24 protein-coding genes and 3 pseudogenes are annotated in these 26,018 nt (G+C 47.8%); 12 read left to right on the forward strand and 15 right to left on the reverse strand.

What is annotated here, in order from left to right:
* The first annotated feature begins 65 nt into the window (after positions 1–65).
* Positions 66–1,262, forward strand: coding sequence for a chromate transporter (locus LCF57_RS15780; protein ID WP_226001546.1), 1,197 nt, complete (start codon positions 66–68; stop codon positions 1,260–1,262).
* 91 nt (positions 1,263–1,353) lie between these two features.
* Here the strand turns inward: LCF57_RS15780 and LCF57_RS15785 are convergent, their stop codons facing one another.
* Entirely contained in the window at positions 1,354–1,980 is a 627-nt protein-coding gene (locus tag LCF57_RS15785) for an alpha/beta hydrolase (RefSeq protein WP_226001547.1), read from the reverse strand.
* Between the two features lie 220 nt (positions 1,981–2,200).
* Here LCF57_RS15785 and LCF57_RS15790 point away from each other — a divergent pair, with 220 nt between their 5' ends.
* From LCF57_RS15790 to LCF57_RS15805, 4 genes and pseudogenes are all read left to right on the forward strand, one after another.
* Positions 2,201–2,512: an autorepressor SdpR family transcription factor gene (locus tag LCF57_RS15790; protein WP_226001548.1), complete on the forward strand. Its 312-nt coding sequence runs from the start codon at positions 2,201–2,203 to the stop codon at positions 2,510–2,512.
* Positions 2,509–3,165, forward strand: a complete 657-nt coding sequence (locus tag LCF57_RS15795) for an SdpI family protein (protein ID WP_226001549.1) — start codon at positions 2,509–2,511, stop codon at positions 3,163–3,165. Before LCF57_RS15790 ends, LCF57_RS15795 begins: the two co-directional genes overlap by 4 nt.
* 127 nt (positions 3,166–3,292) lie before the next feature.
* Positions 3,293–4,264 (forward strand): annotated as a pseudogene (locus tag LCF57_RS15800) (substrate-binding domain-containing protein); the annotation flags it as partial.
* 554 nt (positions 4,265–4,818) lie between these two features.
* Positions 4,819–6,813, forward strand: coding sequence for a serine hydrolase (locus tag LCF57_RS15805; protein WP_226001550.1), 1,995 nt, complete (start codon positions 4,819–4,821; stop codon positions 6,811–6,813).
* Positions 6,814–7,099: 286 nt separating this feature from the next.
* On the opposite strand, the gene LCF57_RS15810 is transcribed toward LCF57_RS15805, so the two are convergent.
* The 5 genes and pseudogenes from LCF57_RS15810 to LCF57_RS15830 form a co-directional block, all read right to left on the reverse strand.
* Complete coding sequence (locus LCF57_RS15810) at positions 7,100–7,627, reverse strand: hypothetical protein (protein WP_226001551.1); 528 nt, start codon at positions 7,625–7,627, stop codon at positions 7,100–7,102.
* Between the two features lie 159 nt (positions 7,628–7,786).
* Positions 7,787–8,428 (reverse strand): hypothetical protein, encoded by a 642-nt coding sequence (locus LCF57_RS15815; RefSeq protein ID WP_226001552.1) that lies wholly within the window; start codon positions 8,426–8,428, stop codon positions 7,787–7,789.
* 33 nt (positions 8,429–8,461) lie between these two features.
* Complete coding sequence (locus tag LCF57_RS15820; protein ID WP_226001553.1) at positions 8,462–9,022, reverse strand: DUF4303 domain-containing protein; 561 nt, start codon at positions 9,020–9,022, stop codon at positions 8,462–8,464.
* A gap of 267 nt (positions 9,023–9,289) precedes the next feature.
* Positions 9,290–11,254, reverse strand: coding sequence for an elongation factor G (locus LCF57_RS15825; protein ID WP_226001554.1), 1,965 nt, complete (start codon positions 11,252–11,254; stop codon positions 9,290–9,292).
* A gap of 528 nt (positions 11,255–11,782) precedes the next feature.
* A pseudogene (locus tag LCF57_RS15830) lies at positions 11,783–12,444 on the reverse strand (NAD(P)H-dependent oxidoreductase).
* Between LCF57_RS15830 and LCF57_RS15835 the strand changes: the two are divergent.
* Positions 12,423–12,779 (forward strand): winged helix-turn-helix transcriptional regulator, encoded by a 357-nt coding sequence (locus tag LCF57_RS15835; protein ID WP_226001555.1) that lies wholly within the window; start codon positions 12,423–12,425, stop codon positions 12,777–12,779. The pseudogene LCF57_RS15830 and the gene LCF57_RS15835 sit on opposite strands and share 22 nt — an antisense overlap.
* A gap of 240 nt (positions 12,780–13,019) precedes the next feature.
* Here LCF57_RS15835 and LCF57_RS15840 read toward each other — a convergent pair.
* The 3 genes and pseudogenes from LCF57_RS15840 to LCF57_RS15850 all read right to left on the reverse strand — a co-directional run.
* A pseudogene (locus tag LCF57_RS15840) lies at positions 13,020–13,397 on the reverse strand (alpha/beta hydrolase fold domain-containing protein); the annotation flags it as partial.
* Between the two features lie 20 nt (positions 13,398–13,417).
* Complete coding sequence (locus tag LCF57_RS15845; protein WP_226001556.1) at positions 13,418–14,242, reverse strand: aldo/keto reductase; 825 nt, start codon at positions 14,240–14,242, stop codon at positions 13,418–13,420.
* 45 nt (positions 14,243–14,287) lie between these two features.
* On the reverse strand, positions 14,288–14,581 hold the full coding sequence (locus LCF57_RS15850; protein WP_226001557.1) for a putative quinol monooxygenase: 294 nt from the start codon (positions 14,579–14,581) through the stop codon (positions 14,288–14,290).
* 162 nt (positions 14,582–14,743) lie between these two features.
* On the opposite strand from LCF57_RS15850, the gene LCF57_RS15855 reads away from it, so the two are divergent.
* From LCF57_RS15855 to LCF57_RS15880, 6 genes are all read left to right on the forward strand, one after another.
* Positions 14,744–16,417, forward strand: a complete 1,674-nt coding sequence (locus LCF57_RS15855; RefSeq protein WP_226001558.1) for an ATP-binding protein — start codon at positions 14,744–14,746, stop codon at positions 16,415–16,417.
* Positions 16,410–17,138 carry a response regulator gene (locus tag LCF57_RS15860; protein WP_226001559.1) on the forward strand — a complete coding sequence of 243 codons (729 nt, stop codon included), beginning with the start codon at positions 16,410–16,412 and terminating at the stop codon, positions 17,136–17,138. Before LCF57_RS15855 ends, LCF57_RS15860 begins: the two co-directional genes overlap by 8 nt.
* 161 nt (positions 17,139–17,299) lie before the next feature.
* A complete protein-coding gene (locus LCF57_RS15865; protein ID WP_226001560.1) occupies positions 17,300–18,265 on the forward strand; it encodes a helical backbone metal receptor in 966 nt (321 codons plus the stop codon).
* Between the two features lie 11 nt (positions 18,266–18,276).
* Complete coding sequence (locus LCF57_RS15870) at positions 18,277–19,281, forward strand: FecCD family ABC transporter permease (RefSeq protein ID WP_226001595.1); 1,005 nt, start codon at positions 18,277–18,279, stop codon at positions 19,279–19,281.
* Positions 19,278–20,255 (forward strand): FecCD family ABC transporter permease, encoded by a 978-nt coding sequence (locus LCF57_RS15875; RefSeq protein ID WP_226001561.1) that lies wholly within the window; start codon positions 19,278–19,280, stop codon positions 20,253–20,255. Before LCF57_RS15870 ends, LCF57_RS15875 begins: the two co-directional genes overlap by 4 nt.
* A 111-nt stretch (positions 20,256–20,366) precedes the next feature.
* The gene (locus tag LCF57_RS15880) at positions 20,367–20,807 is read left to right on the forward strand and encodes a GNAT family N-acetyltransferase (protein ID WP_226001562.1); all 441 of its coding nucleotides are present in this window, start codon (positions 20,367–20,369) and stop codon (positions 20,805–20,807) included.
* 134 nt (positions 20,808–20,941) lie between these two features.
* Here the strand turns inward: LCF57_RS15880 and LCF57_RS15885 are convergent, their stop codons facing one another.
* The 6 genes from LCF57_RS15885 to purD all read right to left on the reverse strand — a co-directional run bounded on the left by LCF57_RS15885 (position 20,942) and on the right by purD (position 25,966).
* Positions 20,942–21,367: an OsmC family protein gene (locus tag LCF57_RS15885; protein WP_226001563.1), complete on the reverse strand. Its 426-nt coding sequence runs from the start codon at positions 21,365–21,367 to the stop codon at positions 20,942–20,944.
* Positions 21,368–21,421: 54 nt separating this feature from the next.
* Positions 21,422–22,168: an amino acid ABC transporter ATP-binding protein gene (locus tag LCF57_RS15890; RefSeq protein ID WP_226001564.1), complete on the reverse strand. Its 747-nt coding sequence runs from the start codon at positions 22,166–22,168 to the stop codon at positions 21,422–21,424.
* A gap of 17 nt (positions 22,169–22,185) precedes the next feature.
* Positions 22,186–22,833: an amino acid ABC transporter permease gene (locus LCF57_RS15895; protein ID WP_226001565.1), complete on the reverse strand. Its 648-nt coding sequence runs from the start codon at positions 22,831–22,833 to the stop codon at positions 22,186–22,188.
* Positions 22,834–22,919: 86 nt separating this feature from the next.
* Complete coding sequence (locus tag LCF57_RS15900) at positions 22,920–23,774, reverse strand: substrate-binding periplasmic protein (RefSeq protein WP_226001566.1); 855 nt, start codon at positions 23,772–23,774, stop codon at positions 22,920–22,922.
* Positions 23,775–23,875: 101 nt separating this feature from the next.
* Positions 23,876–24,553 carry a TetR/AcrR family transcriptional regulator gene (locus tag LCF57_RS15905; protein WP_226001567.1) on the reverse strand — a complete coding sequence of 226 codons (678 nt, stop codon included), beginning with the start codon at positions 24,551–24,553 and terminating at the stop codon, positions 23,876–23,878.
* A gap of 147 nt (positions 24,554–24,700) precedes the next feature.
* Positions 24,701–25,966, reverse strand: a complete 1,266-nt coding sequence (gene purD, locus LCF57_RS15910; protein ID WP_226001568.1) for a phosphoribosylamine--glycine ligase — start codon at positions 25,964–25,966, stop codon at positions 24,701–24,703.
* Positions 25,967–26,018: the final 52 nt, after the last annotated feature.

Below are 26,018 nucleotides of genomic sequence, written 5' to 3' on the forward strand. Positions count from 1 at the left end.
TAATTTAGATTACATTATTCAGTTATATTAAAGTTAGAAGAAATGAGAAAAGGAGCCTCCGTTATATGGAAACGAATAAGCAAGGGCCGCTAAGGGGGCAATTAGCCACTCTTCTTCAAGTGCTGGGGGTGTCCGCAAAATTAGGACTCACTTCCTTTGGAGGACCGATTGCACATATAGGATACTTCCATGATGAATACATCCGCCGCCGAAAGTGGATGGATGAAGCAAGTTACGCCGATCTTGTAGCCCTCTGCCAGTTTCTCCCTGGTCCCGCCAGCAGTCAGGTTGGCATTGGAATTGGAGTTGTAAGAGCAGGATTACTTGGAGGACTTGCTGCCTGGATTGGTTTCACACTGCCGTCGTTTCTTGTGTTAGTTGCGTTTGCTTTCTTGCTTCAAGGATACGATATAGCGAGTGCGGGGTGGATTCACGGATTAAAGATCGTAGCTGTTGCGATTGTGGCCCATGCTATTCTGGGTATGGGACAGAAGCTGACGCCTGATCGGGATAGGGCGACAATTGCCGTGATTTCCGCAGTGATTACGTTGTCCTGGCATACAGCTTACAGTCAAATTCTAATCATTGCTGCTGCTGGTGTTATCGGGCTATGGCTTTTTCGAAAGCAAGAGGCGGAGATTACGTCCAATCTTCAAATTGCGATTAGCCGAACTTTTGCGGTCTGCTCCTTGATTGTATTTATTGCAATGCTTGTGGCACTTCCGCTTCTTAGATCCTCAGAGGAAGTGGGATGGTTAACGCTGTTCGATAGCTTTTTTCGTTCAGGTTCCTTGGTCTTTGGTGGGGGACACGTCGTACTGCCGCTTTTGGAAAGAGAAGTTGTTCCATCTGGATGGGTTAGCCAAGAAGATTTCTTGGCAGGTTACGGAGCTACGCAAGCCGTCCCAGGACCGTTATTCACCTTTGCAGGTTACCTTGGAGCTATGGCCTGGGGGTTACCAGGAGCGGTGGTTGCTACTCTCGCCATTTTTTTGCCAGCATTTCTTCTTGTTGTCGGCGCACTTCCGTTCTGGAATGAATTAAGAAACAGTCCGAAAATCCAAAGGGCTTTGGTAGGAGTGAATGCGGCTGTGGTTGGTATTTTGCTGGCTGCGCTGTACGATCCGCTTTGGACTACCGCCATCCTGAAGCCAATAGACTTTGCTCTGGCGGTCATTTTGTTTATGATGCTGGTTTTTTGGAAGCTGCCGCCCTGGGTGGTAGTTCTTGTGGGGGCAACTGGAGGAATGCTGCTAGGATAAAAGCCGACAGCCTACAAGCAGTCGACTCTTTTGGGCGATGACCTTCGCTAGGTCACTCGCCTTATCCTCAACATTTTAACTTATCCGGTATTTAAATCTGCTCTCCACTCAGGTTAAAATGCTCTCCAAACCATTTCCCTGCGGCTTCGGCTTCTGTACGGGTTAATTGATGACCATTGCGTTCCCAATATGCTTCCACCTGAGCTCCGGCTCCTTCCAGTAAAGCGTGCAGCTCACGGGATTCCCCAACTGGAACGATTGGATCATTTTCACCGGAGGACAGAAATACAGGGACACCGTTGAGGTCCGGCAATTGCAGCCCGCGCAGCGGCACCATCGCATGATGAAGAATGGCTCCACGCAGCGCTTTTGCATCGTGAAAGAGCATACTGGCCGCTATGTTCGCTCCGTTGGAATAGCCAAGAGCCACGACGTTGCTACGGTCAAAATTGTATTGCTCCGCAGCAGTATCCACAAATCCGCTTAATTCTTGGGTACGGAATACAAGATCCTCTATATCGAACACCCCCTCTGCCAAACGGCGGAAGAAACGCGGCATCCCATTTTCCAGTACATTCCCCCTTACGCCTAACACAGATGCTCCTGGTGCAACCCAATCAGCCAATGGTATCAAATCTTGTTCATTCCCGCCAGTACCGTGCAGTAGCAAAATCACCGGGGCTTCTGGATTACTTCCTCTACGGAAAATATGTTTCATATCTATTTCCTCCTTTATTTTAACTTTAAATTAAGAATCTTATTTTTGTATATTTTGATTATACTCAACTTCTCTATCTTTTACAAATCAAATTGTAAACCTGCTCTAAAACTTTTTTTTAAAATGATACATTGATCCGTTGACATACAACACAGCACTATTTTAATATTGGTTTAGATATTTAGGGAATTATCTAAATATCTAAAGGAGTGAGCAAACTTTGAATGATGCCTTCAAAGCCTTGGCCGATCCGACCCGGCGCAAAATATTGCAGCTTTTGAAAGAGAAAAGCATGAGCGCAGGCGATGTCGCCGAGCATTTTCAAATCAGCAAGCCCAGTATATCCCACCACCTGAATTTGCTGAAGCAGGCGGGGCTTGTACTGGATGAGCGACAGGGGCAAAGCATTATTTACACCTTGCATACAACAGTTGTGGCGGATGTCATCGGCTGGATGTTCAGCATCGTCCATTCCGATACCCCTGTAAAGAAACATTCGAATGATATTAAGGATACGGAGGAGTCTGAATGAAGTTTAGAATGCAATGGAGCCTTATGGATGTTTTCGCGAATTTAATTGCCTTATCACCTGCTATAGGCGGTTTACTGCTGTATAACCGGCTTCCCGATGTGCTGGCCACTCATTTTAGCTTTGATAATACAGCAGACGGGTATATGAGTAAAAACGGTTCTATTCTCATGCTGGTGCTGTTGGGGCTGGTGCCTTTGCTCCTTCGGCTATCCCGCTACATGGACCCCAACAGAGTAAATTTCGAGAAATTTGCTAAAGCCTATGAGGTTACGCGTGTAGGCACTTCGCTCATTATCGCTATAGCCGGTTGGGGAATGCTGCTGTATAACCTGAATTATCGGTTGCAGATGACTGCTATAATTTACGGGGTATTAGGTCTGTTGCTGCTGGTGCTTGGTAATTATATGACGCAGGTACAGCCGAACTTTACCTTCGGGATCCGTACACCCTGGACTTTGTCCAACCCGGAGGTCTGGCGTAAAACGCACCGTTTCGGCGGGCCTATGATGATGCTTGGTGGTGCTTTGGGCTTGGTGGCGGCATGGGTCGATGGAGTGGCGGGAACAGTCATTTTTCTCACTGGACTAGGTATATCCGTCGTCGCCCCTATACTCTATTCTTTCCTCCTGCATCGCAAATTAAATCAACAGTAGGCATGCAGGACGTAGTAACTCTGTCTAGACGGACGAAAGTGTATGAGAAGATCTCCGATGCATAAATAAAAAAGGAACCTCCTGGCTACGATTAACGCAGATTTGGAGGTTCCTTATGCATTTGAATAGTGGCCAGACGGTTCGAAAGGCTATTTTAGAGCTATCCAACGAGGGTTTTTTAAAGAAGTGAAAAAGGATCTGGCACCTATGTCAGCAACCAATTCCGATCAAAAACCGGTGGCAATTCCAGTAATAAAACGATCGGAGTCATCACGACCTACATTTCTGATTACATCTTCCCCTCTATTATTCGCGGGATTGAAGCCAGATTGAATGAAGATAACTATTCATTCCTATTAGCGAGTACCAATAATGATGTCGCACAGGAAAAGAAGGCTTTGGAGATGATGCTGTCCTTTGGTGTGGATGGCTTGATCATTGAGCCTACAAAGAGCAATCTATATAATCCCAATATCGCTTACTACCTGACGTTCAAGGAACAGGATGTTCCGTTCATCATGATCAATGCTTATTATGAAGAGCTTGAAGTTCCTTTCATCTGTTCGATGACGTACAGTCCAGCTATCTGGCAACAAAAGAGTTGATCGATAATGGGCACACACACATTGGGATCATTGCCAAAATGGACGATTTACAAGGAAAGTATCGAATGAAGGGGTATATCAAAGCCCTTGAAGAAGCCAAATTACGTTTTCACCCAGAGCAAGTGCTCTCATTCTATACAGAAACGAAGCAAGACCTATCCACCAACTTGAAGAAATTCCTGACCGAACAAAGAGACGGGTTAACCGCAATTGTCTGCTATAACGACGAGGTCGGATTAGAAGTTGTACATGTATGCAGACAACTTGGTATATCCGTTCCCGAAGATTTGTCCATTATCGGTCAAGATAATTCCTATATTTCCAAAAATGCAAACATCAAACTAACGACATTAACACACCCCCAGGAACAAATGAGACGTGATGCTGCCGATTGGGTTATTAAGAAACTGCAAGGGAAAAAGGATCTGAGCAACAACACCTATTATCAGCCCGTGTTAATTCAAGGGGAGACGGTTAAGAAGAGACTGAGGTGAAAGGGGTTCATAGAAAATGAAAAACAAATCAAGGAACATTATTTCCCTGACAGTCAATGTGAATAATCGAATGGAAACACGCAAAAAGGATATTACCATTGAACACTAGGCATTAGTTCCAATTCTGATATGTAACTGTAGTGAATTTTTCCGTTTTTTCTGAAAGAGGCCTCTTGAGTGAGCCCCTTCTATTTCCTTAAAAATCGAATTGGTATAATGATGTCTTGCAAGAAATCTACGATGATCACGCTCCGCCTCTAATGGCTTTGGGCAAAGAAAACGTCATTCGGTCTACATGACAATTCCCCACCCGCAAGCTGGGCTGTTTTCCATAGAAGTTGAATTTTTCGGCTTGTCATTGTACTCTGCGGCAGCGTTTGTTTTCTGAATGACCCATTGCCCTTTAAACCTAGTGCCTAATTGTCATATGACACTTTGGAGTGACTTGGTATGGTGAGTGACGAAATGTAACTTGTTGGTATGACAAGTCCTTTGCCATACTTGGTTTTGCCGGACGCTATAAGGCAAAAATACATTTCAAGGAGAAATCATTCATGAAAAAAATGATTCACACCAGTCTCGCGGTTCTACTATTATCTGCTACGATAACTACCGCGTGTATGGCACCCAACGGCGCGTCAGTTGCCGCACCCGTTAACCCACCAGTTACATCTGAAAAGGCTAGCATGGAGGGGCCGCGAGATGCCAAGGAACTAGAAGCTTTTGCAGATGGTGTTTTTGCGGACAAGATGAAGAAGTTTAATACCGTTGGTTCTAATTTTGTGGTCGTCGCAGGTGGGAAAGTGATGCTAAGCAAAGGTTACGGTTATGCCGACAAGGGCAAAAAAATTCCTGTTGATAAAAATACCGTTTTCCAAATCGGCTCTGTTACAAAGTCATTCACTGCATTGGCAGCTATGCAGTTGGTCGATAAGGGGAAAATGGATTTAAAACACGATATCCAAGAGTATTTAGGAGGAATAAAGGTTCCGAATAAAACAGGAAAAAAACTGACGATGTTTGATCTACTTACATATTCAAGTGGATTTGATGATCCAGATATTTCCATGGAAATGCATCCAGAATACGCGGACAAATATTTTCCAATGAAGAAGTTCATTGCATCAAATATGCCAACTGTTGTCAGGCCTCCAGGAGAAGCGTACACGTATGACAATTTTGGTTTCATGCTAGCGGGATATGCTGTAGCAAACGTAACGGGCATGTCATATTCCCGATATATGGAAAAGAATATTTTCAAACCGTTAGGCATGAATTCGACGAGTGTGCGGTTTACCCCCCAATTGTTAAGCAGAATGGCTGCTCACTATGGACCAACAGGTGAACTGATACCCTTGGACGGGTTTAAACCAACGGAAAAACCTGAAGGCGGTATAGTTTCAACAGCAGATGACATGGCGAAGTACCTCATTATGCACCTGAACAAAGGCAAGTACAAAGGTAAAGAAGTGGTGAGTCCAAAGAGCATACAGCAAATGCACACATACCAATTATTCCCCGACAAGGAGTTCCCGGTTACAACAATTGGATTCGAAGGCTACTTCAAAGAGAAGATGAATAATCAGCATGTGATTCTAAAAGGAGGAAATGTTACAGGGCATTCTTCCTTGATTGTTATTCTGCCTGAGAAGAATACAGCAATGTACATGTCCTACAATAACGACTCCATGATGAGTCTTGAAGTGTATGAAGAATTTATGAATCATTATTATCCGAGAAAATCAGAAGTTCCAAAGTCAACCTACGCGACAATAAGTGAGCAGCAGGCCCAAGACTACTTGGGATTATACCAAAATACGCGTTTTGCTGCCTTAAGGACGAAGGTTTCGTATTCGGACGGAAAATTAATAATGGAGACAGGAACATCAGGCAAACATACACTAAAAATGATCCACCCTTTATTATTTGAAGATGAATCAGGTAATAAATTGACGTTTAATAAAAATCAAGCAGGCCATATTGCATATTTGTATTACATGCAGCTCCCAGACCTCGTTGCTTATGCGCAAAAAGTAAACATTGATTCACCATTTTCTGATGTACCTGCGGATAGTAAATATATTTCATATATAAACAACCTTAATGCTTTGAAAGTCATGAGCGGAAAGTCAGCCAACCTCTTCGATCCGAAAGGAACGATGACTCAGGGAGAATTCTCAGAAGTGCTGCTGCGCGCCCATGGGTGGTATAAACAACCTTTCATGATTGAACCGAATAAAAAGCAGATGATGGCCGGACTACCTAATTATCAGCCTAATTCTCCTATCACTAGACAAATGGCGGCGGTAATGATCCAGAACCTGAAACAGGTTGAGCCTGGAACTAAGGTTAAATTGAGTGGCGAAACGGATGCTTGGGCAGTTAAGGCAGTCACAGCTCTTCTTTCCCAAGGTATCATGGACCCGGATACCAAGATCAATTTAGACGGCTCCATAGACTTCCGCTCCAAACAGCTTTTGAAGCGTCAAGAAGCCAGTGCCTTGTTGGATCAAGCATTTAATTACTATACGTTGCCAATCAGTCACTAATTCAAAAGATTAAATAGAAAAAGTAAAATAATAATCTTTAAAGTATTCATATGGCGGGTCTTTGTCAATACGAAGCAGGATTACTGCGGAAGCTGGCATGAGCAACGATGATAAAAAACATCAGGTATAAACCATGTGTAACTCAAGCCTCATCTCAAAGCACTGCGATATTCGTATACTCCTAATATTCAAAAACGCTACTGACAACGGGATGTCAGTAGCGTTTTACATTTTTTCGGATTCCTCGTAAATCCGATTTCGGAATGTTCAGGTTCCAGGTATACGATTATTCGTTATTCGGCGTGGCCGGACTAGCCGTGGGCATCAAGCCTTTAACGGCGCCGAGAAACGGGCGAATGGACTTGATCATGCCGTAGCCCATCTTCACGACCGGGACAAATTTCTGGATCATGCCGAACAGCCGCAAGCCGCTGCCGAGCATACCGCCAAGCCCTCCTGCGCCTGCAGTGGAGCCGCCAAGGCCGCCTAACAGCGAGCCCATCATCGGCAGGAATGCCGACACCTTGGCGTCCGGCTTGCGGGAGCGCGAACGGCCAGACGGTTTACGTGCGCCGCTTTTCCGGTTGCCGAGACGGACGCCCGGGGCATGCGAACTGGCTCTGCGTTTGAGAGGTCGGGAATTTTGCCTCCCGGAAGAAGCGCGTGGAGGAGCTCCAGCACTGGCAAGTATCAACCCGCCGCGATTAACATCGGTGATGTAGCCGACATAAGTCTCTCCGCTGTGCAGGGTGACACAGACCGGACGGCCTTGAAACTTCTTAGCCCGTGCACGCATCTCTTTCGATTGTGCCATGGAAGTTCACCTCGCTCACTGATTATAATTCAGTTTACGCCAGGGGCGGGCTGTCTGCTTGTGCGAATGGGACATACGCACGCCAAAAATCGCTTGATGATCTCGCCGCCGTTCAAGTCCTCCCAAGAATAACACCGCTAACCACAGCCCCACACTAAATCAAGAGAATTGCCAAAAACCTGCTACTGGATGTTGTATCTCAGTCGTCCCCATTTTGGCGAAAATATATAGTGACCCAAAACCAAAAGGATAATTGTAATCCTCTTGAAGCAACGTTTCGGGATAACCATCTTCATCTACCTGAAATAAAAAAGAGAATGACTCATCCTTGAGCTTCGTAAAATAATAGTCTTCATTTTGAATAAGTCTCGGGTTTCCGCCCACTTTGATCAAAAAAGGCTGATCCATCGATTTTTCGTCATGGCTTAGTTTCCCGTCTGAAATTGCATGCTTTATAAGACCTGGGTTAGTAAACATATCTTTGACGCTTTCAGTTGAAATGGGATGCTCAATCACCTTGACCGAGCAATTAGGATAAATGTTGTTTTCCAAATACTCCTCATAGTCTTCAGGGATGAAAATCGAAATCATGCTCTCCGGTTTAAAGGGATGGACGAGGCTCAAGTAAAAAACATATTTTGGGTTACCTTCGTGGATGAAATCTGATTGATCATCAAAGAAGTCGGGTGCATTCCCGCCGATCCAGCCTGCACTATGTTCGTTCGATAGGGCCGATCCCGCATAATAAAGAATACAAGCTGTTCTCTCAACTAAAATATTCATTTGATTTTCATTAGGCATTTTACAACTCTCCCTCAAGAAACGCGAATGCCCTTACTCCGCTGCTTCCACCAGCCATGCTTGCATAGCCGGAGACTCCGCCCGATTCAAACGTAAGGCGATTTCGGTATTGGTCTCATCCGGCGGCATGACCTCGACAAGGACGCATACAGCCTCTCGCGGTTGATTCAAGGCAAACACGCCTTCATCATCGAGCATTTGCATCGCCAGCTCCATGGCCTTCAGCCTCGAATCAAATTCACGATTCCATTCGTCAGCTTCAAGCTCCGCAATAGAAGGACGTCTCATAAACAATTGTTTAACATCATCGAAGTCCTCATCCCTGAAACAACAATAGGGTGAATCGGCATAGGACCATTTGATGAGTTCCGCAATCGTTGACCCCGGCATGTCACTTACTTCTCCTTGCCTGGCCGCTTCCCTCTCCAAGGCCTCCCATGACCAGGCGGAGATGCTTGGCGCATGTCCCTCTCCAGTAGTAAATAGCGTGCAGTAATAGTAACGTTCGCCATTTTCAAAAAGAGTGCGAAAGGACGTCCTAGCCACATCGGCAATCTCTGCCGCCAGCGCCTCTATTCCTTGCGTCGGTTTCATGACATTCGCCCCTTAGCCCTATAAAATATATATCTTATTTCCATTATAAAAATTGTTTGTCCTAAATCTACCTACTTTCTACCTGAATCCTGGAAATATGGGCGATTTACTCCCTCATGATAAAAGAGGATGTCTCTCCGTTATTTTTCGGCTTTGAGACACCCTCTTTTGAACTATTTTGCATCCACTACAACATTTTTACCGTCACTTGAGGTATGGTTTTTTGCTCTCCTACCTGGAGTTTCATCTCCATTAGAGCAAGCTCATTCAAGGTTCTAATTCAAGGTGCATCTTGGCTTCCGCCTCATCCCATGGCACCGAGTAACCCGCCCCCTTGGCGCAAAAGATGGAGGAGGATGTATACAGTGGGTCTGCCCCTTTGCGGTAGCCTATCCGCTCTATGACTTCCTCCGTATTATGGCAGCGATCATAGCCGCTGAACACGCAGCGGATACTGCCTCGTCCATGCGTAAAGGATGCAAATTCGGCACTGTAGTTCATGAAAGTCGACACGGGCACCCTGCCCGTGACCACCGCTTGCGTTCCGGTTGTCTGCGGCGGATTAAAAATACCTGAAGCACGCTGAATATCGGACAGTACCCTGCCCATTTCATCGATAGCGACCTTGATTTTGAAATCGTAATAGGGCTCCAGCAGCACGTTGTCCGCCTTCTCCAGTCCCTGTCGTAGTGCTCGAAAGGCAGCCTCACGAAAATCGCCACCATGGGTATGTTCTTTATGCGCGCGGCCCCTCAGCAGCGTAATGTTCACGTCGGTGACCGGCATGCCGGTCAGCAGTCCGTGATGCTCCCGTTCATAGAGATGATTCCGAATCAGATTCTGATAGCTGACATTCAGATCATCGGCATGACATCTGCTTTCGAACATGATGCCGTTGCCCCTTGCTCCCGGTTCAATCAGCAAATGCACTTCAGCATAATGCCTGAGCGGTTCGAAGTGGCCGTACCCTTTCACAGCCGATTGAATCGTTTCCTTATACAAGATTTCCGGTTGTCCAAAAGAGATAGCAAAGCCAAACCGCTCTCTAACAAGCTGCTCCAGCACTTCCAGCTGAATCAATCCCATGACGCGGATAGAAATCTCCTGCAATTTCTCATCCCAAACGACGTTCAGAGACGGCTCCTCCGCCTCCAGCGTGCGAAAAGCACCGAGCACCTTCTGTACATGTATCGAATTGTCGAATAATACCTTCGATTGTAACGTCGGTTCCGACTCGTAAGCTAACTTGTCCGATATCGCCCCCAGGCCTTGTCCAGCCTCGGCGGCGGACAATCCAGCAACCGCAAACAAATCGCCGGCCTCCACCTGTTCCACCGACTGCGATTTAAGGCCGTTAAACATGAAGAGTCGCGTAACTTTTTCGTCATATTGAACCCCGCCGCTCTCGTAACTAAGCTGTTCTCTCACCTTCAGCTGACCACCCAGCGCCTTAATGAACGTGAGTCTCGCTCCGCCTGCATCGTGCCGAATTTTATAAACCCGCCCCTGGAATGAAGCATTCTCGTCATAAGTGGTTGTCGTCAGCAGATGCAGCTGATCCAGAAATTCAATGACGCCTGTATCCTGAAGCGCAGAGCCGTAAGCACAGGGGAATAGAAGACCCGCCGCTATCATCCTCTGCAAGGCCTCTAGCCAGAAGCCCGAATCCTCTCTCCCCTCCAGGAATGCTTCCAGCAAAGCTTCGTCCCGCTCCGCCATGGCCTCCCGCAGCGGCTCGCCGACTATGCCGTCAGCGAAGCTCTGTGTAATGCAGCATACTTCCCCCGTCAACTGCTGACGGATATCCGCCTCGGTTCTGCCTGCATCCGCGCCGATCCGATCCGTCTTGTTGATAAAGAAGAACGTCGGAATCCGATGCTTGCGCAGCAGCTGCCAGACCGTCTCCGTATGGCCCTGAACACCTTCAACTGCGCTTACAATCAGGATGGCATAATCAATAACCTGAATTGCCCGCTCCATCTCCGGGGAGAAATCGACGTGTCCAGGCGTGTCTATTAAATAATAGCTGTCTCCTTTATATTCTATTACCGCCTGATCTGCGAACACCGTAATGCCCCTTGCCCGCTCGATGTCGTGGCTGTCCAGAAACGCATCCTGATGATCCACCCGCCCCCGCGACCGGATACTGTTCGTATGGTACAACAGCTGTTCCGCAAAAGTTGTCTTACCTGCATCCACATGGGCGAACAGGCCAATCGTTAGTCGCTTCATAGAATCCCACTTTCAACGCTTCTTGTTAATACTGCTCATTTTATTAAAGCATAGAAATCGGGAGATAGGTAGGAGTTGGTTTTGAGTGAGGGTCTTTTTTCATAGGCAGAAGATAAAAACAACGAGTTACATTTATGTTGAGCGATTTCTCCAGAACAATAATAAAGAACTCCGGTAATGCAAGTTACTAATCTCCAATTAAATTGAATTTTTTTATAAATATTGGTTATCTATTCAAATTACCCACCCTCTATTTTAACTTCTTCGCTTCAGATATTTCAGAACTTTCCAACATAGTTGCCAATCAATTATCTCTAATTTAATTTTACTAATCAGTTTTAAAATCATTTGCCCTACTTGTGATACGGTTCTTCGTGATTGCTTAGTTAGTAAAGCGGATTATTAGTTGGTTGAAATGCAAAGTTATTAACCTTAATTATGGGGATGGGGTTCCCAAAAAAGTAATCGAAGTCAGCTTCGAAGCATTACTTTACTTTTGGGAGGTTCGAGAACGATGACAACCCCCTATTAGAAGCGTTTGGCGACGTCTGTAGCATGAGCAATTGCTTTTTCTTTAATAGCTGGAGCTTTCTCTAATGATGCCGTTCCTTCAACAAAAATTGCCTCAATATATTGAATCCCATAGAACTGTAAAACCTTAGTAAGATAGCTGTATCCCATTTCAACTGCAGCAAGAGGACCTTCCGAATAAACGGAACCACTAGCTTGAATGTGTAGGCTTTCTTGCCGGACAACAGACCTACAGGACCATTTTTGGTATATTTGAAAGTCTTACCCGCAACTGAAGCCGCATCAGTGTATGCTTTCAAAACCAGTGGGATTGAGAAATTCCACATAGGGGAAACATACACGTACTTATCAGCAGCCACGTATTGATCAACAATCGCATCAAGACGAGCTATTTTTGATTTCTCAGCATCAGACAGTTGATCGAAAGATGAACCCGACCGAAGCTTTCCCCAACCACGTAAAACATCTGCATCGAATTGCGGGATATTCTCTTTGTACAGATCCAAATAGACAATTTCATCTGTTGGATTAGCTTCACGGTACGCTTCAATAAATTCTTTGCCCACAGCGAGGCTAAAAGATTCCTGAGGATCAAGGGGATGTGCGGTAAAAAAGGTACTGTAACGGAGGCCAACGTATGCAAAAGAACCCTGTCCAATGTCAATTCGTTGTGGCGCTGGATTCGATCGTCGGCAAATGGAAACCGATTATTCTTTATCATTTGCTTCAAGGTAAACCTTTGCGGTTCAATGAGCTAAGAAGATTGCTGCCCGATATTACTCAAAGGATGCTCACGCTCCATCTGCGCGAATTGGAGGAGGAAGAGATCGTTAAACGAGTCATTTATCCGCAAATCCCGCCGAAAGTGGAATACTCCATCACGGAATACGGTATGAGCCTGTCTCCGGTTTTGGAAACCCTACATCAATGGGGATTGGCCCATATCGAGCGAAAGCAGCTCATAAAGAAGAAAAATGAACAAGAAACGGACTAGCGTTCGACATTACGCTAGTCCGTTTCATTCTGCACCGAGTCACGCCCATAGTCAGGATTGCGTCTTTTGCTCAGTGTTTGGAGATTTCAGAGAAGTGTACGTGTGGGAATCCGATCGTGATGGGGGCAGAATAAGCAATTCAAAAACCGGGATTCGCCTGATAAGGCGTCCCGGTTTTTTTCGGCATCCTATGCTGGGTTAATCACCCCAGGCAGCTGGAGATATTTTCTCCCTTACCTATTATTGAAATCCGTCCTTCAGCCAAGTGCCGGCTAATGCCATCGCACCGCGGGCGGCTAACGTATCCGCCAAAGCATTCAGCATGACGAAATCATGAATGATTCCTTGATAACGCACCGTCGTGACGTCCACGCCAGCCTCCCGAAGCTTATTCCCATAGGCCTCGCCTTCATCTCGAAGAACGTCAGCTTCAGCCGTGATGATGAGAGCCGGAGGGAGATCGCGAAGCTGGTCGATGGAGGCTCTCAGAGGAGAGGTATAGATTTCATTCAACTCTTCCGATTTGTTGATATACTGTGCCCAAAACCAAGCCATCCCATCACGACGCAGGAAGTATCCTTCGGCAAATTCACGGTACGAGTCCGAATCCATTCCAGCATAATTAGAATATTTGAATATCAGAACAACAGCTTGTCGGGATGCGTGCCCACACGCTCATCAAGATGAAGTGCGTTGATTCGGTTAACATCCTCTGCCGTCAGTTCAAAATCAAATAAATCGGCATTTTCGCGGATACGATGCGCGGTTACAGATTTGGGAATCGTCACAATGCCCCGATCCAGATGCCAGCGCAAAATAACCTGTGACGAGGTTTTGCCGTATTTAGCAGCAATCTCAACGATATCCACCTGCTCTGTCAGTTTCCCCTTCATCAGTGGGCTCCACGATTCAAGCTGAATCTGGTGTTCGCGGCAGTATTGATGCAGCTCTTGCTGTGTCAGACGCGGATGAAGCTCCACTTGGTTGATGACAGGTACAATGTTGCTGTCTTTCAGGAGGTCTTCGAGATGGTGAACTTGGAAGTTACTTACTCCGATAGCGCGTACGCTTCCCTCTTCATACAGGCGTTCAAATGCCTTCCAGGTTTCCTTGTACTTGTCCTTACCAGGCCAATGAATAAGATACAGATCAATGATGTCCAGGCCCAGCCGCTTGCGGCTTTCCTCGAAAGCACGCAGTGTTGAATCGTAGCCCTGATCCTGATTCCATAGCTTTGTGGTAACAAACAGATTTTCTCTGGCCGCCCCGCTGTCGCGAATAGCTTGTCCAACGAGCTCCTCATTGCCGTAAATCGCCGCCGTATCAATGCTACGGTAGCCAACCTCAATGGCTGTTTTGACTGCTTCGTAGACCTCATTGCCTTCCGCCTTGTACGTACCAAAACCCAGCCAAGGCATCTGAACTCCGTTATTCAGTACAGTTGTATCCGCAATGTTCCCCATATCTATCTCCTCCTGTTCCTGATTATGATTTATATAGCGGGATGATTACAGTTTGGTTGCATCCTGAAAAGCATTCACTTGCAGCGGAGCCGACAACAATTCCTTAGCTGCGGCAACAAATGCTTGGAAATGGGCAGACTTGTTATGGAAATCTACAGCCGCTGCATCCTTCCATTCTTCGACCATAGTAAATGCGTTGGGATCGTTCAGATCCTGCATCAGCGTGTAGCGTACATTGCCTTCTTCAGCCTGTGATGCGCTGATCAGTCCCTGTGTTTGTTGCAGAAAAGCCTCTCTTTTTTCAGGTAAAACCTTCATATCAGCATGAATAATAATCATGATTTCGTCCTCCTCGCATTATGTAACTATTTCTATTATAGACCATTTATCTGACAGATTAAAAGTGCAGCTGTTCCTGTAATACAGTAAAATGGATCGTACTGAGGAGATGAACAGCTTGATCTGTTCCTCCTATATCTTGCTTGACGGTGGTGAAGACATGTGCGTTTTCAGACAAAACTAATGATATTTATATCCCTTTTAGTGGTGGTGGTTACCGGGCTGCTGGGATTATCCTTTCGATATATGATCACCTCCGCTCTATACGAAGAAATGGGAAAAAGAGCTCTAACCGTTGCCAATACGCTTGCGGTAGATGCGCAGGTCAGGGATGCTCTGGAGCAGACCAACTTGGCGCAGCTGCGTTCGCGAATCAATGAGGCCGTAAAGCCAGTCCAAGCGAGCAGTAGCGCTGATTTTATTACGATTGCTGATCGTCATCTTATCCGGCAGTGGCATGTAAATCCAGAACGCATCGGCACGCCTATGCTAGACCCCATGAATGATAAGGTGCTGCAAGGGCAGTCCTTTATCACGGAATCGACAGGCTCTCTCGGGCAGTCACTACGGGCCAAAACTGCAGTTTATGATGAACAAGGCAAGGCCATCGGCCTCGTTTCTGTAGGTTTCTTAATGACAGATGTGGAGCAAAATATTCGTACATACACCTATGCCTGGCTGTGGTTCATGGTGGGGGCTCTTATGATCGGCATTTTAGGTAGTCTACTAATAGCGCGAAGGGTACGCCGGGAGCTACATGGGCTGGAGCCAGTGGAAATTGGACGTTTGTACCAGGAAAAGCAAGCCATTCTCGAATCCATAGGCGAAGGGATTATCGCGGTTAATAGCAGTGGACAAGTCACACTTGCCAATCCGCAAGCTGTCCGCTTGCTCGGCCTTCCCTTGGGAACTACCCTAAACGGATGCGAGCTTCGTCACCTGCCAGGTGCTGCAGGTAAACTGGCAGATGTACTTGTCATCCATCCAACAGTGGAAAACCCAATCATGGAGCCAAACTATGAAGTGATCGTATTTAATGAGGAAATTGAGGTACAGCAACGGGTTATAGTGGTTAACCGTGTTCCAATTAAGGATAAATCCGGGCGAAGGATTGGCACGGTTGCCAGTCTGCGTGACAAAACAGAGCTGCTCCGCATGACGAGGCAATTGACGGAGGTCAAAGATTACGCGGAAGTGCTGCGATCCCAAACACACGAATATGCCAATCGTCTGTATCTCATATCCGGCTTGATTCAGCTTGAATGCTATGACGAAGCGGTAGACTTTATTACTCAGGAATCAGAGGAATATCATGTGCACAAACCTGCCGCCTCTACACTTTTACCTGATTCGATCATTGCCAGCTTGCTGATCGGCAAGAAAAAACAGGCGCTGGACAAGGGGATTGTATTACATTCTACGGTTTGCGGTGCATTCTCTACCTTATCTCCCACGTTGGAGTGGTCGCTTCTCGCTGCCATGGCCGGAAACCTGCTGGATAACGCCATGGAAGCTGTCGCGATACTCTCCACCCCTGGGGGACAGGTCTGGTTCCGGCTTGAAGAAACGGCTGAAGCCATAACCGTCGAGGTTGCGGATAACGGAGCGGGAATTGCGGAGGATATCCGGGAAAAGCTGTTCGTCAAAGGAGCATCGACCAAAGCAGAAGCAGGGCACGGTTACGGCCTTGCTCTCGTGCACGAGTATGCAGAGCGAATGGGCGGTTCTATCAAAGTACATGAACGGACAGGTGGAGGCACCATTTTTGAAATACGTATACCTTTAAATACGTCAGTAATGAGTGATGAGGCAAAAGGAGGTTACACCCATGAATGAGCGGGTTTTATCGGATATTGAGGTTCTTGTTATTGAAGATGATTCGCGAATTGCAGAGATTAACCGACGATTTATTGAAAAGGTGGACGGATTCACCGTATGTGCAATAGCAACGAACGAATTTGAGGCCAAGCTTCAATTGGACGTGATGCGTCCGCCTTTAGTCGTGCTGGATGTTTATTTTCCAGATACGGACGGTTTAACACTGCTATCGTTCATCAAGCAACACTATCCAGACACAGATGTCATTATGCTGACTGCCGCCAAAGAAGCTGAAACCGTGGTACAAGCCGTTCGCGCAGGCGTGTTTGATTTTATCGTGAAGCCACTTGTGTTCGAGAGATTGCGTGCCACACTGGAGGAATATGCCCGTTTTCAGCGACAGGTCAAGGCTTGGCAGGAGCAGCCATCGACTGTGGAGCAATCCGAAATTGACAAGCTGCTTCAAAGTGCCAGCACTGGTCGGATGGCAGGTGCTGGCACGGGAGAGCTATGGGCCAAGGGCATTGATAAAGTAACCTGCGATAAGGTGCTTGATCTCCTGAATCGTCGAGGCGAGCTGACTACGGGTACGGTGGGGAGTGAACTCGGCATGAGCCGTTCCACAGCCAGAAGATACCTGGAGTACTTGGTAGAAAGTGGTGACGCCCACCACGATCAGATGTACGGAACAGTCGGCAGACCGGAGCGTATTTATCGGCGGCAGCGGAGAAATGAATAAACGTAATTTTTATGAAATTAATTCGCTTTATAAGCCAAAATGGTTTAAATGAACACATTGTTTACGTCCCTCCTCCCGATTGCTAGAATGATCAACAGTTGGTTAATTGATAATGATTATCAATAACTATGATAAGCACACTTTGGAACGGGGGACAACATGTGGCAACACCAAAACAACCACTACGGACAGGCATCCTGCTTACAGCGATCCTTGCACTACTGACGGTCATTATGGCGGGATGTGGTGGCCAGTCAAAAGATAACAGCGCAGCAGCACCTCAAGCAACCGGCGATACCCGAATCATTAAGCATGAGATGGGAGAAACCAAAATTACGGGTAAACCCAAAAGAATCGTAACGCTGGAATTCTCTTTTGTCGATGCAGCAACCCAACTAGGTGTAACACCCATCGGCATAGCTCAGGAAAATGACGATGATATTGATGGATTACTCGGCAAGAAAATCGACTTCACGCCTGTAGGCACGCGCAAGCAGCCGAATCTGGAAACTATCAGCTCCTTGAAACCCGATTTAATCATTGCCGATTTGAACCGTCATAAAGGCATATACAAAGAACTGAGTGAGATTGCTCCAACGATTGTTCTGAAGAGCCGCAATTCCTCTTATGAACAAAACCTGGCATCCTTCGGTGTCATTGCCGATGCGCTGGGCGAAAAAGAAAAGGGGGAACAGATTCTAGCTGCTCATAAAGCTAAAATGGAAAAGCTAAAAAAAGGAGTCCAAACAGGCGAGTCACGCAGTGTACTGGTCGGAGTATTTCGCTCTGATTCACTGAGCGGTCATGCTGCTTCTTCCTTTGATGGACAGCTACTGGAGCAAGCAGGTATCCGTAATGCCCTTCAAAATACAAGCGAACCTACCGTCAAGCTGACCCTGGAGCAGATAGCACAAGCCGATCCGGATGTGATCTTTATGGCTGAAGCCGATGAAAAGCTGATTGCAGAATGGAAACCAAATCCGCTGTGGCAAAATATTACCGCTGTGAAAAAAGGGGAAGTTTACGAAGTGAACCGGGCATTATGGACCCGGTACCGCGGACTCGGCTCAGCCGAGAAAATACTCGAGCAAGCCATTTCGCTTCTGTATCCCGCGCAAAGCAAATGAGACGACTCCCGTTGATCGGACAAGCCTCACGCGACCGGCTGAATAAGCCGGTCTTCTTTGCACTTCTATTCGCACTGCTGGCTGGACTGCTGCTGAGCGTGGCGATTGGCCCGGTCAGGATGAATATCCCCACCATACTGACCGCGCTTTTCACCGAGCATCCGTCCAAGGACCAGCTCATTATCCTGACAGTCCGGCTGCCGCGTGCTGTCATCGGGCTGCTCGTAGGGGCCGGCCTTGCTGTGGCGGGAGCGCTGATGCAGGCCATTACACGCAACCCGCTCGCTTCGCCGCAGGTGTTCGGGGTCAGCTCGGGCGCTTCGCTGGCTGTCGTGCTGTCGGTCGTGCTGCTGCCAAACATCGGATCGTCCGGCAGCATTTATTTTGCTTTTGCCGGAGCTATCGCGGGTGGCTCCTTCGTATATGCCCTGGCTGGAACGGCAGGCATGACGCCAGTCAAGCTGGCCCTGGCCGGGATGGCCGTGCATCTGCTGCTGGCCTCCGTCACCCAAGGACTGCTCGTGTTCAATGAGCAAATATCCGATGTGCTGTATTGGCTCGCCGGAGCCATTGACGGTTCCACCTGGGCGGATACACGTCTGGTGCTGCCATGGTTCGCCGTAGGCATGATTCTTGCGCTGGCACTGGCTCCCTCGCTGTCTGTGCTAAGCCTCGGAACAGAGGTCGCACAGGGGTTGGGACAAAATGTCCGTCTTGTCCGTCTACTGGCCTCGGCCTCGGTCATTATGCTGGCAGGCTCTGCTGTAGCAGTGGCCGGTTCCATCGGCTTTGTAGGCCTGATGGTTCCAAATATCATCAAGATGTTTACAGGCGACAATTACAAACGGGTTATTCCCCTGTCTGCGATCTGCGGAGCCCTGCTGCTGACCTATGCAGACGTGCTTGGACGATTTATCGCGTTTCCGTATGAATCACCCGTCGGCATTGTAACGGCACTGGTCGGTGCACCCTTCTTTTTATATCTGGCACACAAGAACGGGAGGGCTGCAAGATGAAAAAACTGTGGATTTTACTCGCGCTAATGCTGGGAGGTTCTTTTATAGCCATTGGCGTGGGCACCACCTACATTACGCCCTCCGAGCTACTCGCGGCTTTGACTGACCGCGATGCCTCATCCTGGTTCATCGTTCATCACTATCGGCTGCCACGCGGCCTGCTGGCCATTCTGGCCGGAGCTGGACTGGCGGTAGCCGGGGTCCTGCTGCAGGGCATGATCCGCAACCCGCTGGCTTCGCCGGACGTGGTGGGCGTATCGAAGGGAGCCGGCTTTGCTGCTGTTCTCGTCATCGTGCTGCTGCCCTCATCCCCGGTGGCGCTCCTGCCTGTAGCCGCCTTTGTCGGAGCCGGACTGGCCGCATTGCTGCTCGTACAGCTTGCGATGAAGGGCGGCATGCGCCCCAATATGCTGGCCTTGACCGGGCTGGCGGTAGGCGCTATTTTTCAGGCTGCGACTGATTACATCCTGGTCAAATATCCACTCGAAGCCAGCGATACGCTGACCTGGCTGGCTGGAAGCCTCTGGGGCAAGGGCTGGGACGAGGTATACGGGCTACTGCCCTGGTTGATCGTCCTGCTGCCTCTCGCCTATATGCTACAGCGCAAGCTGGACATTATGGGCCTGGATGAAGAAAGCTCGGCTGGGCTAGGACTTAGCGTGAAACGCGTGCGCACAGGACTGCTGGCCGTGTCTGTGGCCCTGGCTGCCGCCTGTGTCGCTGCCATCGGCTCCATTGGCTTTATCGGCCTGCTGGCACCGCATCTGGCACGACGCTTGTTTGGCAACCGCCACCGTTACCTGCTACCCGGCGCGGCGATGATCGGCGCCCTGATTCTCGTCCTCGCCGACGCGCTGGGACGAGGCTTGAAGCCGCCACTCGAAATTCCTGCCGGCATCGTGACAGCCGTCATTGGCGCGCCCTATTTTCTCTATCTATTGCTGCGGGAACGCAAGTCAAAGGGAAGCGGGTAGCGGTTTTATGAAAGGAGTGATGTGGTATGAAAATGCATTCAGGTAAGATATTAGAGAGGTCTAAAAAATAGGGAAGTCTATACGGATTTCCCTATATAGGAGGAATCTAAAATGATTACGCTAAAAGCAGTCGACAAAAATAATTGGGAAGAATGTGCTCAACTTAAACCGAAACCAGAGCAAGAAAGGTTTATTGTATCTAATCTTTTTTCAATTGCGGAACGTCAGTTTTTAGATGGATTTTTATCTAAAGCTATTTACAATGACAATGTAATGATTGGTTTTACGATGTTTGGTTTAGACCCGGATGACGGAAATTACTGGGTTTACCGATTTATGATTGACGAAAGATTTCAAGGTTTTGGCCATGGTTACAATGCTATGTTGCTGGTTATTGACGAAATAAGGAAAGCCAGTGATAGAACTGATGTTATAATGATTGGATATAAGCCAGACAATGAACTAGCTAGAAAGCTATATAGAAAATCAGGTTTCAGGGAAGAGGGAATATCACCCTGGGGAGAAATGCTTGCGAAGTATAGGATACAATAGCTCAATTACCGCCTGTCAGGGCGGTTTTCTTTTGGTCAAAAATCAACATTATGATTTAACATAGCCACAATAAAAAGAAAACAGAGAGCCCCTGTATATGACCACAGGCAGACTCTCCTTGTAAACTCCCGCACTTATGCAGGCTGCGGTACTTCAATTCCATTCAAAATGAGGTGCATGCGGATGTCCGCTTTTAAGGAATCGGATACTGCACAATATTTTTCCTTGCCCATCTGAATCGCCTTCCACACGCGATAATCCGGAATATCTCCATCTACATGGAACGTCAGATCAATCGCTGTAAAGCCTGTCGGCATTTCTTGCTTGCGTGTACCTTCTGCGTCAATATCAATTCGGGTAATGTCCGATAAGAAACGGTCCAAAATCATCGTAATATCAATACCGATACATCCAGCCAAGCCAGCCAGCAGCAGCTCCATTGGTGTCATACCTTTACCATCGCCGCCATAAGCAGCCGTAGCGTCCATGCCAACAGAATAACCGGAAGGTCCCTCCGAAGTAAACGCGCGTTTGCCGTGCCAAGTTGTAGATACTTTCATATTTAAAAGCCTTCCTTCTCTCTTAATAATCTATAATCAACCGTCATTCTCGTCTCAAAACTCACTAATCTGACGCAAAAATTTTCGCGTTCTCTCGTGCTGGGGAGCCTCGAAGAAAACCTGTGGTGCAGCCTCCTCCAAAATAACACCGTCAGCCATAAATACAATTTTGTCCGCTACCTCACGGGCAAATTTCATCTCATGAGTAACGACAACCATCGTCATGCCATCTTGAGCCAGCTCTCGCATTACGCTCAGCACTTCACCGACCAGCTCCGGATCCAGCGCCGATGTCGGCTCGTCGAACAACATGATCGCTGGGTCCATCGCCAGCGCACGTGCAATGGCCACCCGTTGCTGCTGCCCACCGGACAAACGCGCAGGATGTACGTCCTGCTTGTCCGACAGGCCCACACGCTTCAGCAACCGTTGTCCGATGGATATGGCCTGGTCACGTGGCATTTTTTTCACCGTCAGCAATCCTTCGATAACATTGCCGATGGCGGTTTTGTGCGGGTACAAATTGAATTGCTGAAATACCATCCCCGTCTGTCTGCGAATGTCACGTATGGCTGCTTGACGTGTACGAAGAGGAACGGTGGCATCGACCTCAATCCCGTTCACTTCAAACTTGCCGGAAGACAGCTCCTCCAGACCGTTCAAGCAACGCAGCAAGGTACTTTTTCCCGAGCCGCTTGGGCCAAGCAATACGACGATTTCACGAGCAGCGACCTGAAAATCAATACTTTTCAGAACCTCTACTTCTCCGAAACGTTTACCCAATCCGTATGTTGTTATCATCTTCCATCATCTCCACCTTAATAAGCTCGAGCCAGACGCTTTTCCACCCGCTCCAGTATAGCGGAGAATCCAATGCTCATAATCCAGTACATCAGGCCAATTTCGAGCAAAAACGGCATGTAGCGCAAATACTGCGCCTGCAAAAGCTGTGCCTGACGCATCAATTCACTGACCCCGATGACCGAGACAAGCGACGTTTCCTTAAGCATACCAACAAACGTATTCCCCATCGGAGGAATCGCAATGCGTACAGCCTGTGGAAGAATGATACGCCACATCGTTTGACCAGGCGACATACCCGTAGCATAGGCCGCTTCGGTCTGTCCCTGTGGTACGGCTAGAATAGCCCCACGGAACGTCTCCGATAAGTACGCTCCCGTGTTAATACTAAGTGCAAGACAAGCAGCCGTCAGCGATCCAAACGATATTCCGTAATCATCCAGCCCATAATAAATAACCGCAATCTGCACCAAAACGGGTGTTCCCCGGATGATAGATACATAACTGCACGCCAGCCACCGGACAGGGCGATTCCCCTTCAACCGGGCGACAGCTACAACCAAACCAATGATTAAGCCGAAAAGCATAGAAACAATCGTTATATATAACGTATAATAAGCGCCCTTCAATAAAAAGGGGACGTTTTCCCACATTAATTCAAGCATCGGTTATATTCCCTTCTTTCAGACGAGTGGCCCCATGTCAGCAATAAAAGCCAGGACCGGAGCCAGACGCCTGTAACAGGCTTGCGTTATTCTTTTGGCTCCTCGCCGAACCATTTTTTGAAAATTGTTTTATATGTGCCGTCTTCCTTCATTTCTTTCAGAGCCTTGTTCAAGGCTTCTTTAAGCTCAGGCGTATTCTGGTTAATGGCTACGCCCGCTTGGTCGGATTTAATCGGTTCACCCACCGCTTTAATCTGGAAGCCGTTTTTGTCGACAATAGGCTTGAGTGCATACAGATTGTTAATGGTTGCGTCAATGCGGCCAGAGTTAAGATCCTTTAAGGAAGTAATAACATCATCATACGTTTTAATCTCAAAATCGCCTACCTTCGGCAGCACTTCGTTACGCAGATAAGACTCATCATTCGTTCCCAAGCCGACACCAATGGTTTTGCCTTTGAAATCCTCCAGTTTGGTAATATCATTGGTTTTGCTATTTACGATAATGTTTACATTGTTTGTGATATAAGGCTCTGTGAAGTCAATTGCCTTTTTACGATCCTCTGTAATCGTTACCTGGCTGATCACCGCATCGAATTTTTTCTTTTGCAAGCTTGGAATCAGTCCCGAAAACTCCTGTGCTGTAAACTCCGGTTTCACCCCAATTCGCTTCGCCAATTCTTTGGCGATATCCACATCAAATCCGTCCAGTTCCTTTTTATCGTTCAAAAAATTGTACGGTGGGTAGGTCCCCATCATGCCGACCTTTATCACACCAGCCTTCTTGATCGCTTCAAGCTGATTACCTGCGGCCTCATTGCTACCCGCTCCATTACCAGTATTGGAAGCTTCCTGCTTTGGTGCGCAAGCACTCAGCACAAGGCTGAACAATGCCAGAGTCATAAGGGTGGTTACCAGAAACCCTTTTTTACGTGTTTTCATAAATCGTTCTCTCCTGTCTGGATGTAAATGATTGAATGCATATGTGTAATTTGGCTATATATTATTTATCGCCTACTGCCAATTCATGCGATATTGACCGTCTAGCCTTGACCTAACAAGCCGTAAAATTCAAAGCTAGCCGCCTCTGCCGCCAATCTTTTAGCCGTTACCTGCCTCATATGATCATGTGTTCCCTCGGAACCGAATAGCCAGCGTGTAATGACGCCCTCGATCATACTCATAAGTAATGCCGCCCGTAATTCGACATCCAGCTCGGCAGGTAGCATGTTCAGCTCGATTGCTCTTTCCATATTGCGCCGGAATGCCAGCTCCATTGCGGTTCTTGTCTCCCGGATACTTTGACGCACCGGTTCATCGACGCCGCTGCCGCTCAACAGCAAGCCCATCAGATAGCGATTCTCCAAGGCAAAATCAAATAAACGGACTAACAGTGCTTCGGAAGCCTTAACCATATCAGCCAGCGTTCCCGCATCGCGGCGATAGCCCTGTCCTATCGCTGACAGCAGCTGTTCACGACCTGTAGCAATAATCTCCAGTGCCAATGCCTCTTTGCTTTTAAAATGCCAATAAAACGTGCCTTGGGCTACTCCAGCCTCCACCACGATATCTGAAATTTTCGTTTGATGGTAGCCCTGCTCAGCGAATCGCTTCAACGCAATGTGCAGAAGCTGCGTTCTACGGTCTGTTTCTTCTCCAGAACGGTCAGCAGATTGTCCATTCGCGACGGTTTCAGACTGCTTCGCCTTCCGTGGCTGCATAGGTTTCCTCCTCCCGATTGATCAGTCAGTCAGTTTTTATTTTTAATCCTATAGGATAAGTAGACTTTTGTCAAACCAATTCCATACTGTGCGTACAACAAAAAAAGAGAACCTCCAAAAAGGTCCTCTTTATTTTGTAAAGCTCTGTTATAGCAATGCTTTTGCTGCAATATCCGTACGATTGTGCTTGCCTTCAAAGGTAATACGTGCCGCCTGCTCGTAAGCCTTGTCCCGTGCCGCGGCAATGTCACGACCTAAGCCGACCACGCCTAATACGCGTCCGCCGTTCGTTATCCACTCACCCTGCTCATTGATGCCTGTTCCGGCATGGAACACGATGGCTTCGTCTGCCTGATCCAGTCCGTGAATCGGTATACCTTTGGCGTAGGCTCCTGGATAGCCCCCGGAAGCCAGCACCACGCACACCGCCGCTTCATCTTTCCACTCGATCTCCACCTGATCCAGCGTGCCGTTCACGGCAGCGAGAAAAATATCGAGCAGATCGGATTTTAGACGCGGCAGCACAACTTGAGTTTCCGGATCACCGAAGCGTGCGTTAAACTCAATCGTCTTCGGCTTGCCATCTGGCGAAATCATCAATCCGGCGAATAACACACCCCGGAACGGGCGCCCTTCCGCAACCATTGCTTTTGCCGTTGGCTTAATAATTGTCTCAATGGCTTCCTCAATAATGGAATCCGCTATGTGCGGTAATGGAGAATAGGTGCCCATACCTCCGGTGTTTGGCCCTTTATCACCATCAAAAACCGGCTTGTGGTCTTGCGCCGCTGCCATCGGCCGAACTGTTTCGCCGTCCACAAAGGAGAGAATCGACATCTCCTGTCCGGCGAGAAATTCCTCGATCACGACCTGTGCACCCGCTTCTCCAAACACCTTCGCTACCATAATATCGGACAGAGCCTTTTCTGCCTCCTCCATCGAGTAGGCAACCGTCACCCCTTTGCCCGCTGCCAGCCCGTCTGCCTTGATGACCACCGGAATCGGCTGTTCCTTCAAGTAGGTATGTGCTTCCTCGTAGGTATAAAACTTGCGATAGGTCGCTGTCGGAATATGGTATTTGTGCAGCAAATCCTTCATGAAGATTTTACTACCTTCAATTTCTGCTGCATTTTTACGCGGTCCGAATACCGGAATGCCTTTCGCTTCAAAGGCATCCACAATGCCGTCAGCCAACGGATCATCAGGGCCAACCACGACAAGTCCGACTTTTTTGGATTCTGCCAGCTCTGTTAGCGCGTCAAACTCACTCACCGGAATCGGAACGCACTCCGCTAGCTGTCCAATGCCGGCATTGCCCGGCGCACAGTAGATTTTTCCGGCCTTGGGGCTCTTCTTCAGCGCCCACACAATCGCATGCTCGCGGCCGCCCCCTCCGATAACCAAAATATCCATTCAGGTAATTCCTCCCGCTTCCATTATGATCAATCAGGTGTGAAAATGCTGC

The organism is Paenibacillus sp. BJ-4 (assembly GCF_020404765.1).
Lineage (GTDB): Bacteria > Bacillota > Bacilli > Paenibacillales > Paenibacillaceae > Paenibacillus.

Excerpts from the sequence above, each read along its gene's own strand:
- LCF57_RS15810 (WP_226001551.1), bottom strand. The coding sequence starts at position 7,627 with ATGGCACAATCGAAAGAGATGCGTGCACGGGCTAAGAAGTTTCAAGGC.
- LCF57_RS15820 (WP_226001553.1), bottom strand. The coding sequence starts at position 9,022 with ATGAAACCGACGCAAGGAATAGAGGCGCTGGCGGCAGAGATTGCCGAT.
- LCF57_RS15845 (WP_226001556.1), bottom strand. The coding sequence starts at position 14,242 with ATGGGGAACATTGCGGATACAACTGTACTGAATAACGGAGTTCAGATG.
- LCF57_RS15905 (WP_226001567.1), bottom strand. The coding sequence starts at position 24,553 with ATGCAGCCACGGAAGGCGAAGCAGTCTGAAACCGTCGCGAATGGACAA.
- purD (WP_226001568.1), bottom strand. The coding sequence starts at position 25,966 with ATGGATATTTTGGTTATCGGAGGGGGCGGCCGCGAGCATGCGATTGTG.
- LCF57_RS15895 (WP_226001565.1), bottom strand. The coding sequence starts at position 22,833 with ATGCTTGAATTAATGTGGGAAAACGTCCCCTTTTTATTGAAGGGCGCT.
- LCF57_RS15890 (WP_226001564.1), bottom strand. The coding sequence starts at position 22,168 with ATGATAACAACATACGGATTGGGTAAACGTTTCGGAGAAGTAGAGGTT.
- LCF57_RS15780 (WP_226001546.1), top strand. The coding sequence starts at position 66 with ATGGAAACGAATAAGCAAGGGCCGCTAAGGGGGCAATTAGCCACTCTT.
- LCF57_RS15850 (WP_226001557.1), bottom strand. The coding sequence starts at position 14,581 with ATGATTATTATTCATGCTGATATGAAGGTTTTACCTGAAAAAAGAGAG.
- LCF57_RS15835 (WP_226001555.1), top strand. The coding sequence starts at position 12,423 with ATGCAAAAGAACCCTGTCCAATGTCAATTCGTTGTGGCGCTGGATTCG.
- LCF57_RS15900 (WP_226001566.1), bottom strand. The coding sequence starts at position 23,774 with ATGAAAACACGTAAAAAAGGGTTTCTGGTAACCACCCTTATGACTCTG.
- LCF57_RS15795 (WP_226001549.1), top strand. The coding sequence starts at position 2,509 with ATGAAGTTTAGAATGCAATGGAGCCTTATGGATGTTTTCGCGAATTTA.
- LCF57_RS15860 (WP_226001559.1), top strand. The coding sequence starts at position 16,410 with ATGAATGAGCGGGTTTTATCGGATATTGAGGTTCTTGTTATTGAAGAT.
- LCF57_RS15880 (WP_226001562.1), top strand. The coding sequence starts at position 20,367 with ATGATTACGCTAAAAGCAGTCGACAAAAATAATTGGGAAGAATGTGCT.
- LCF57_RS15875 (WP_226001561.1), top strand. The coding sequence starts at position 19,278 with ATGAAAAAACTGTGGATTTTACTCGCGCTAATGCTGGGAGGTTCTTTT.
- LCF57_RS15885 (WP_226001563.1), bottom strand. The coding sequence starts at position 21,367 with ATGAAAGTATCTACAACTTGGCACGGCAAACGCGCGTTTACTTCGGAG.
- LCF57_RS15815 (WP_226001552.1), bottom strand. The coding sequence starts at position 8,428 with ATGCCTAATGAAAATCAAATGAATATTTTAGTTGAGAGAACAGCTTGT.
- LCF57_RS15785 (WP_226001547.1), bottom strand. The coding sequence starts at position 1,980 with ATGAAACATATTTTCCGTAGAGGAAGTAATCCAGAAGCCCCGGTGATT.
- LCF57_RS15825 (WP_226001554.1), bottom strand. The coding sequence starts at position 11,254 with ATGAAGCGACTAACGATTGGCCTGTTCGCCCATGTGGATGCAGGTAAG.
- LCF57_RS15805 (WP_226001550.1), top strand. The coding sequence starts at position 4,819 with ATGAAAAAAATGATTCACACCAGTCTCGCGGTTCTACTATTATCTGCT.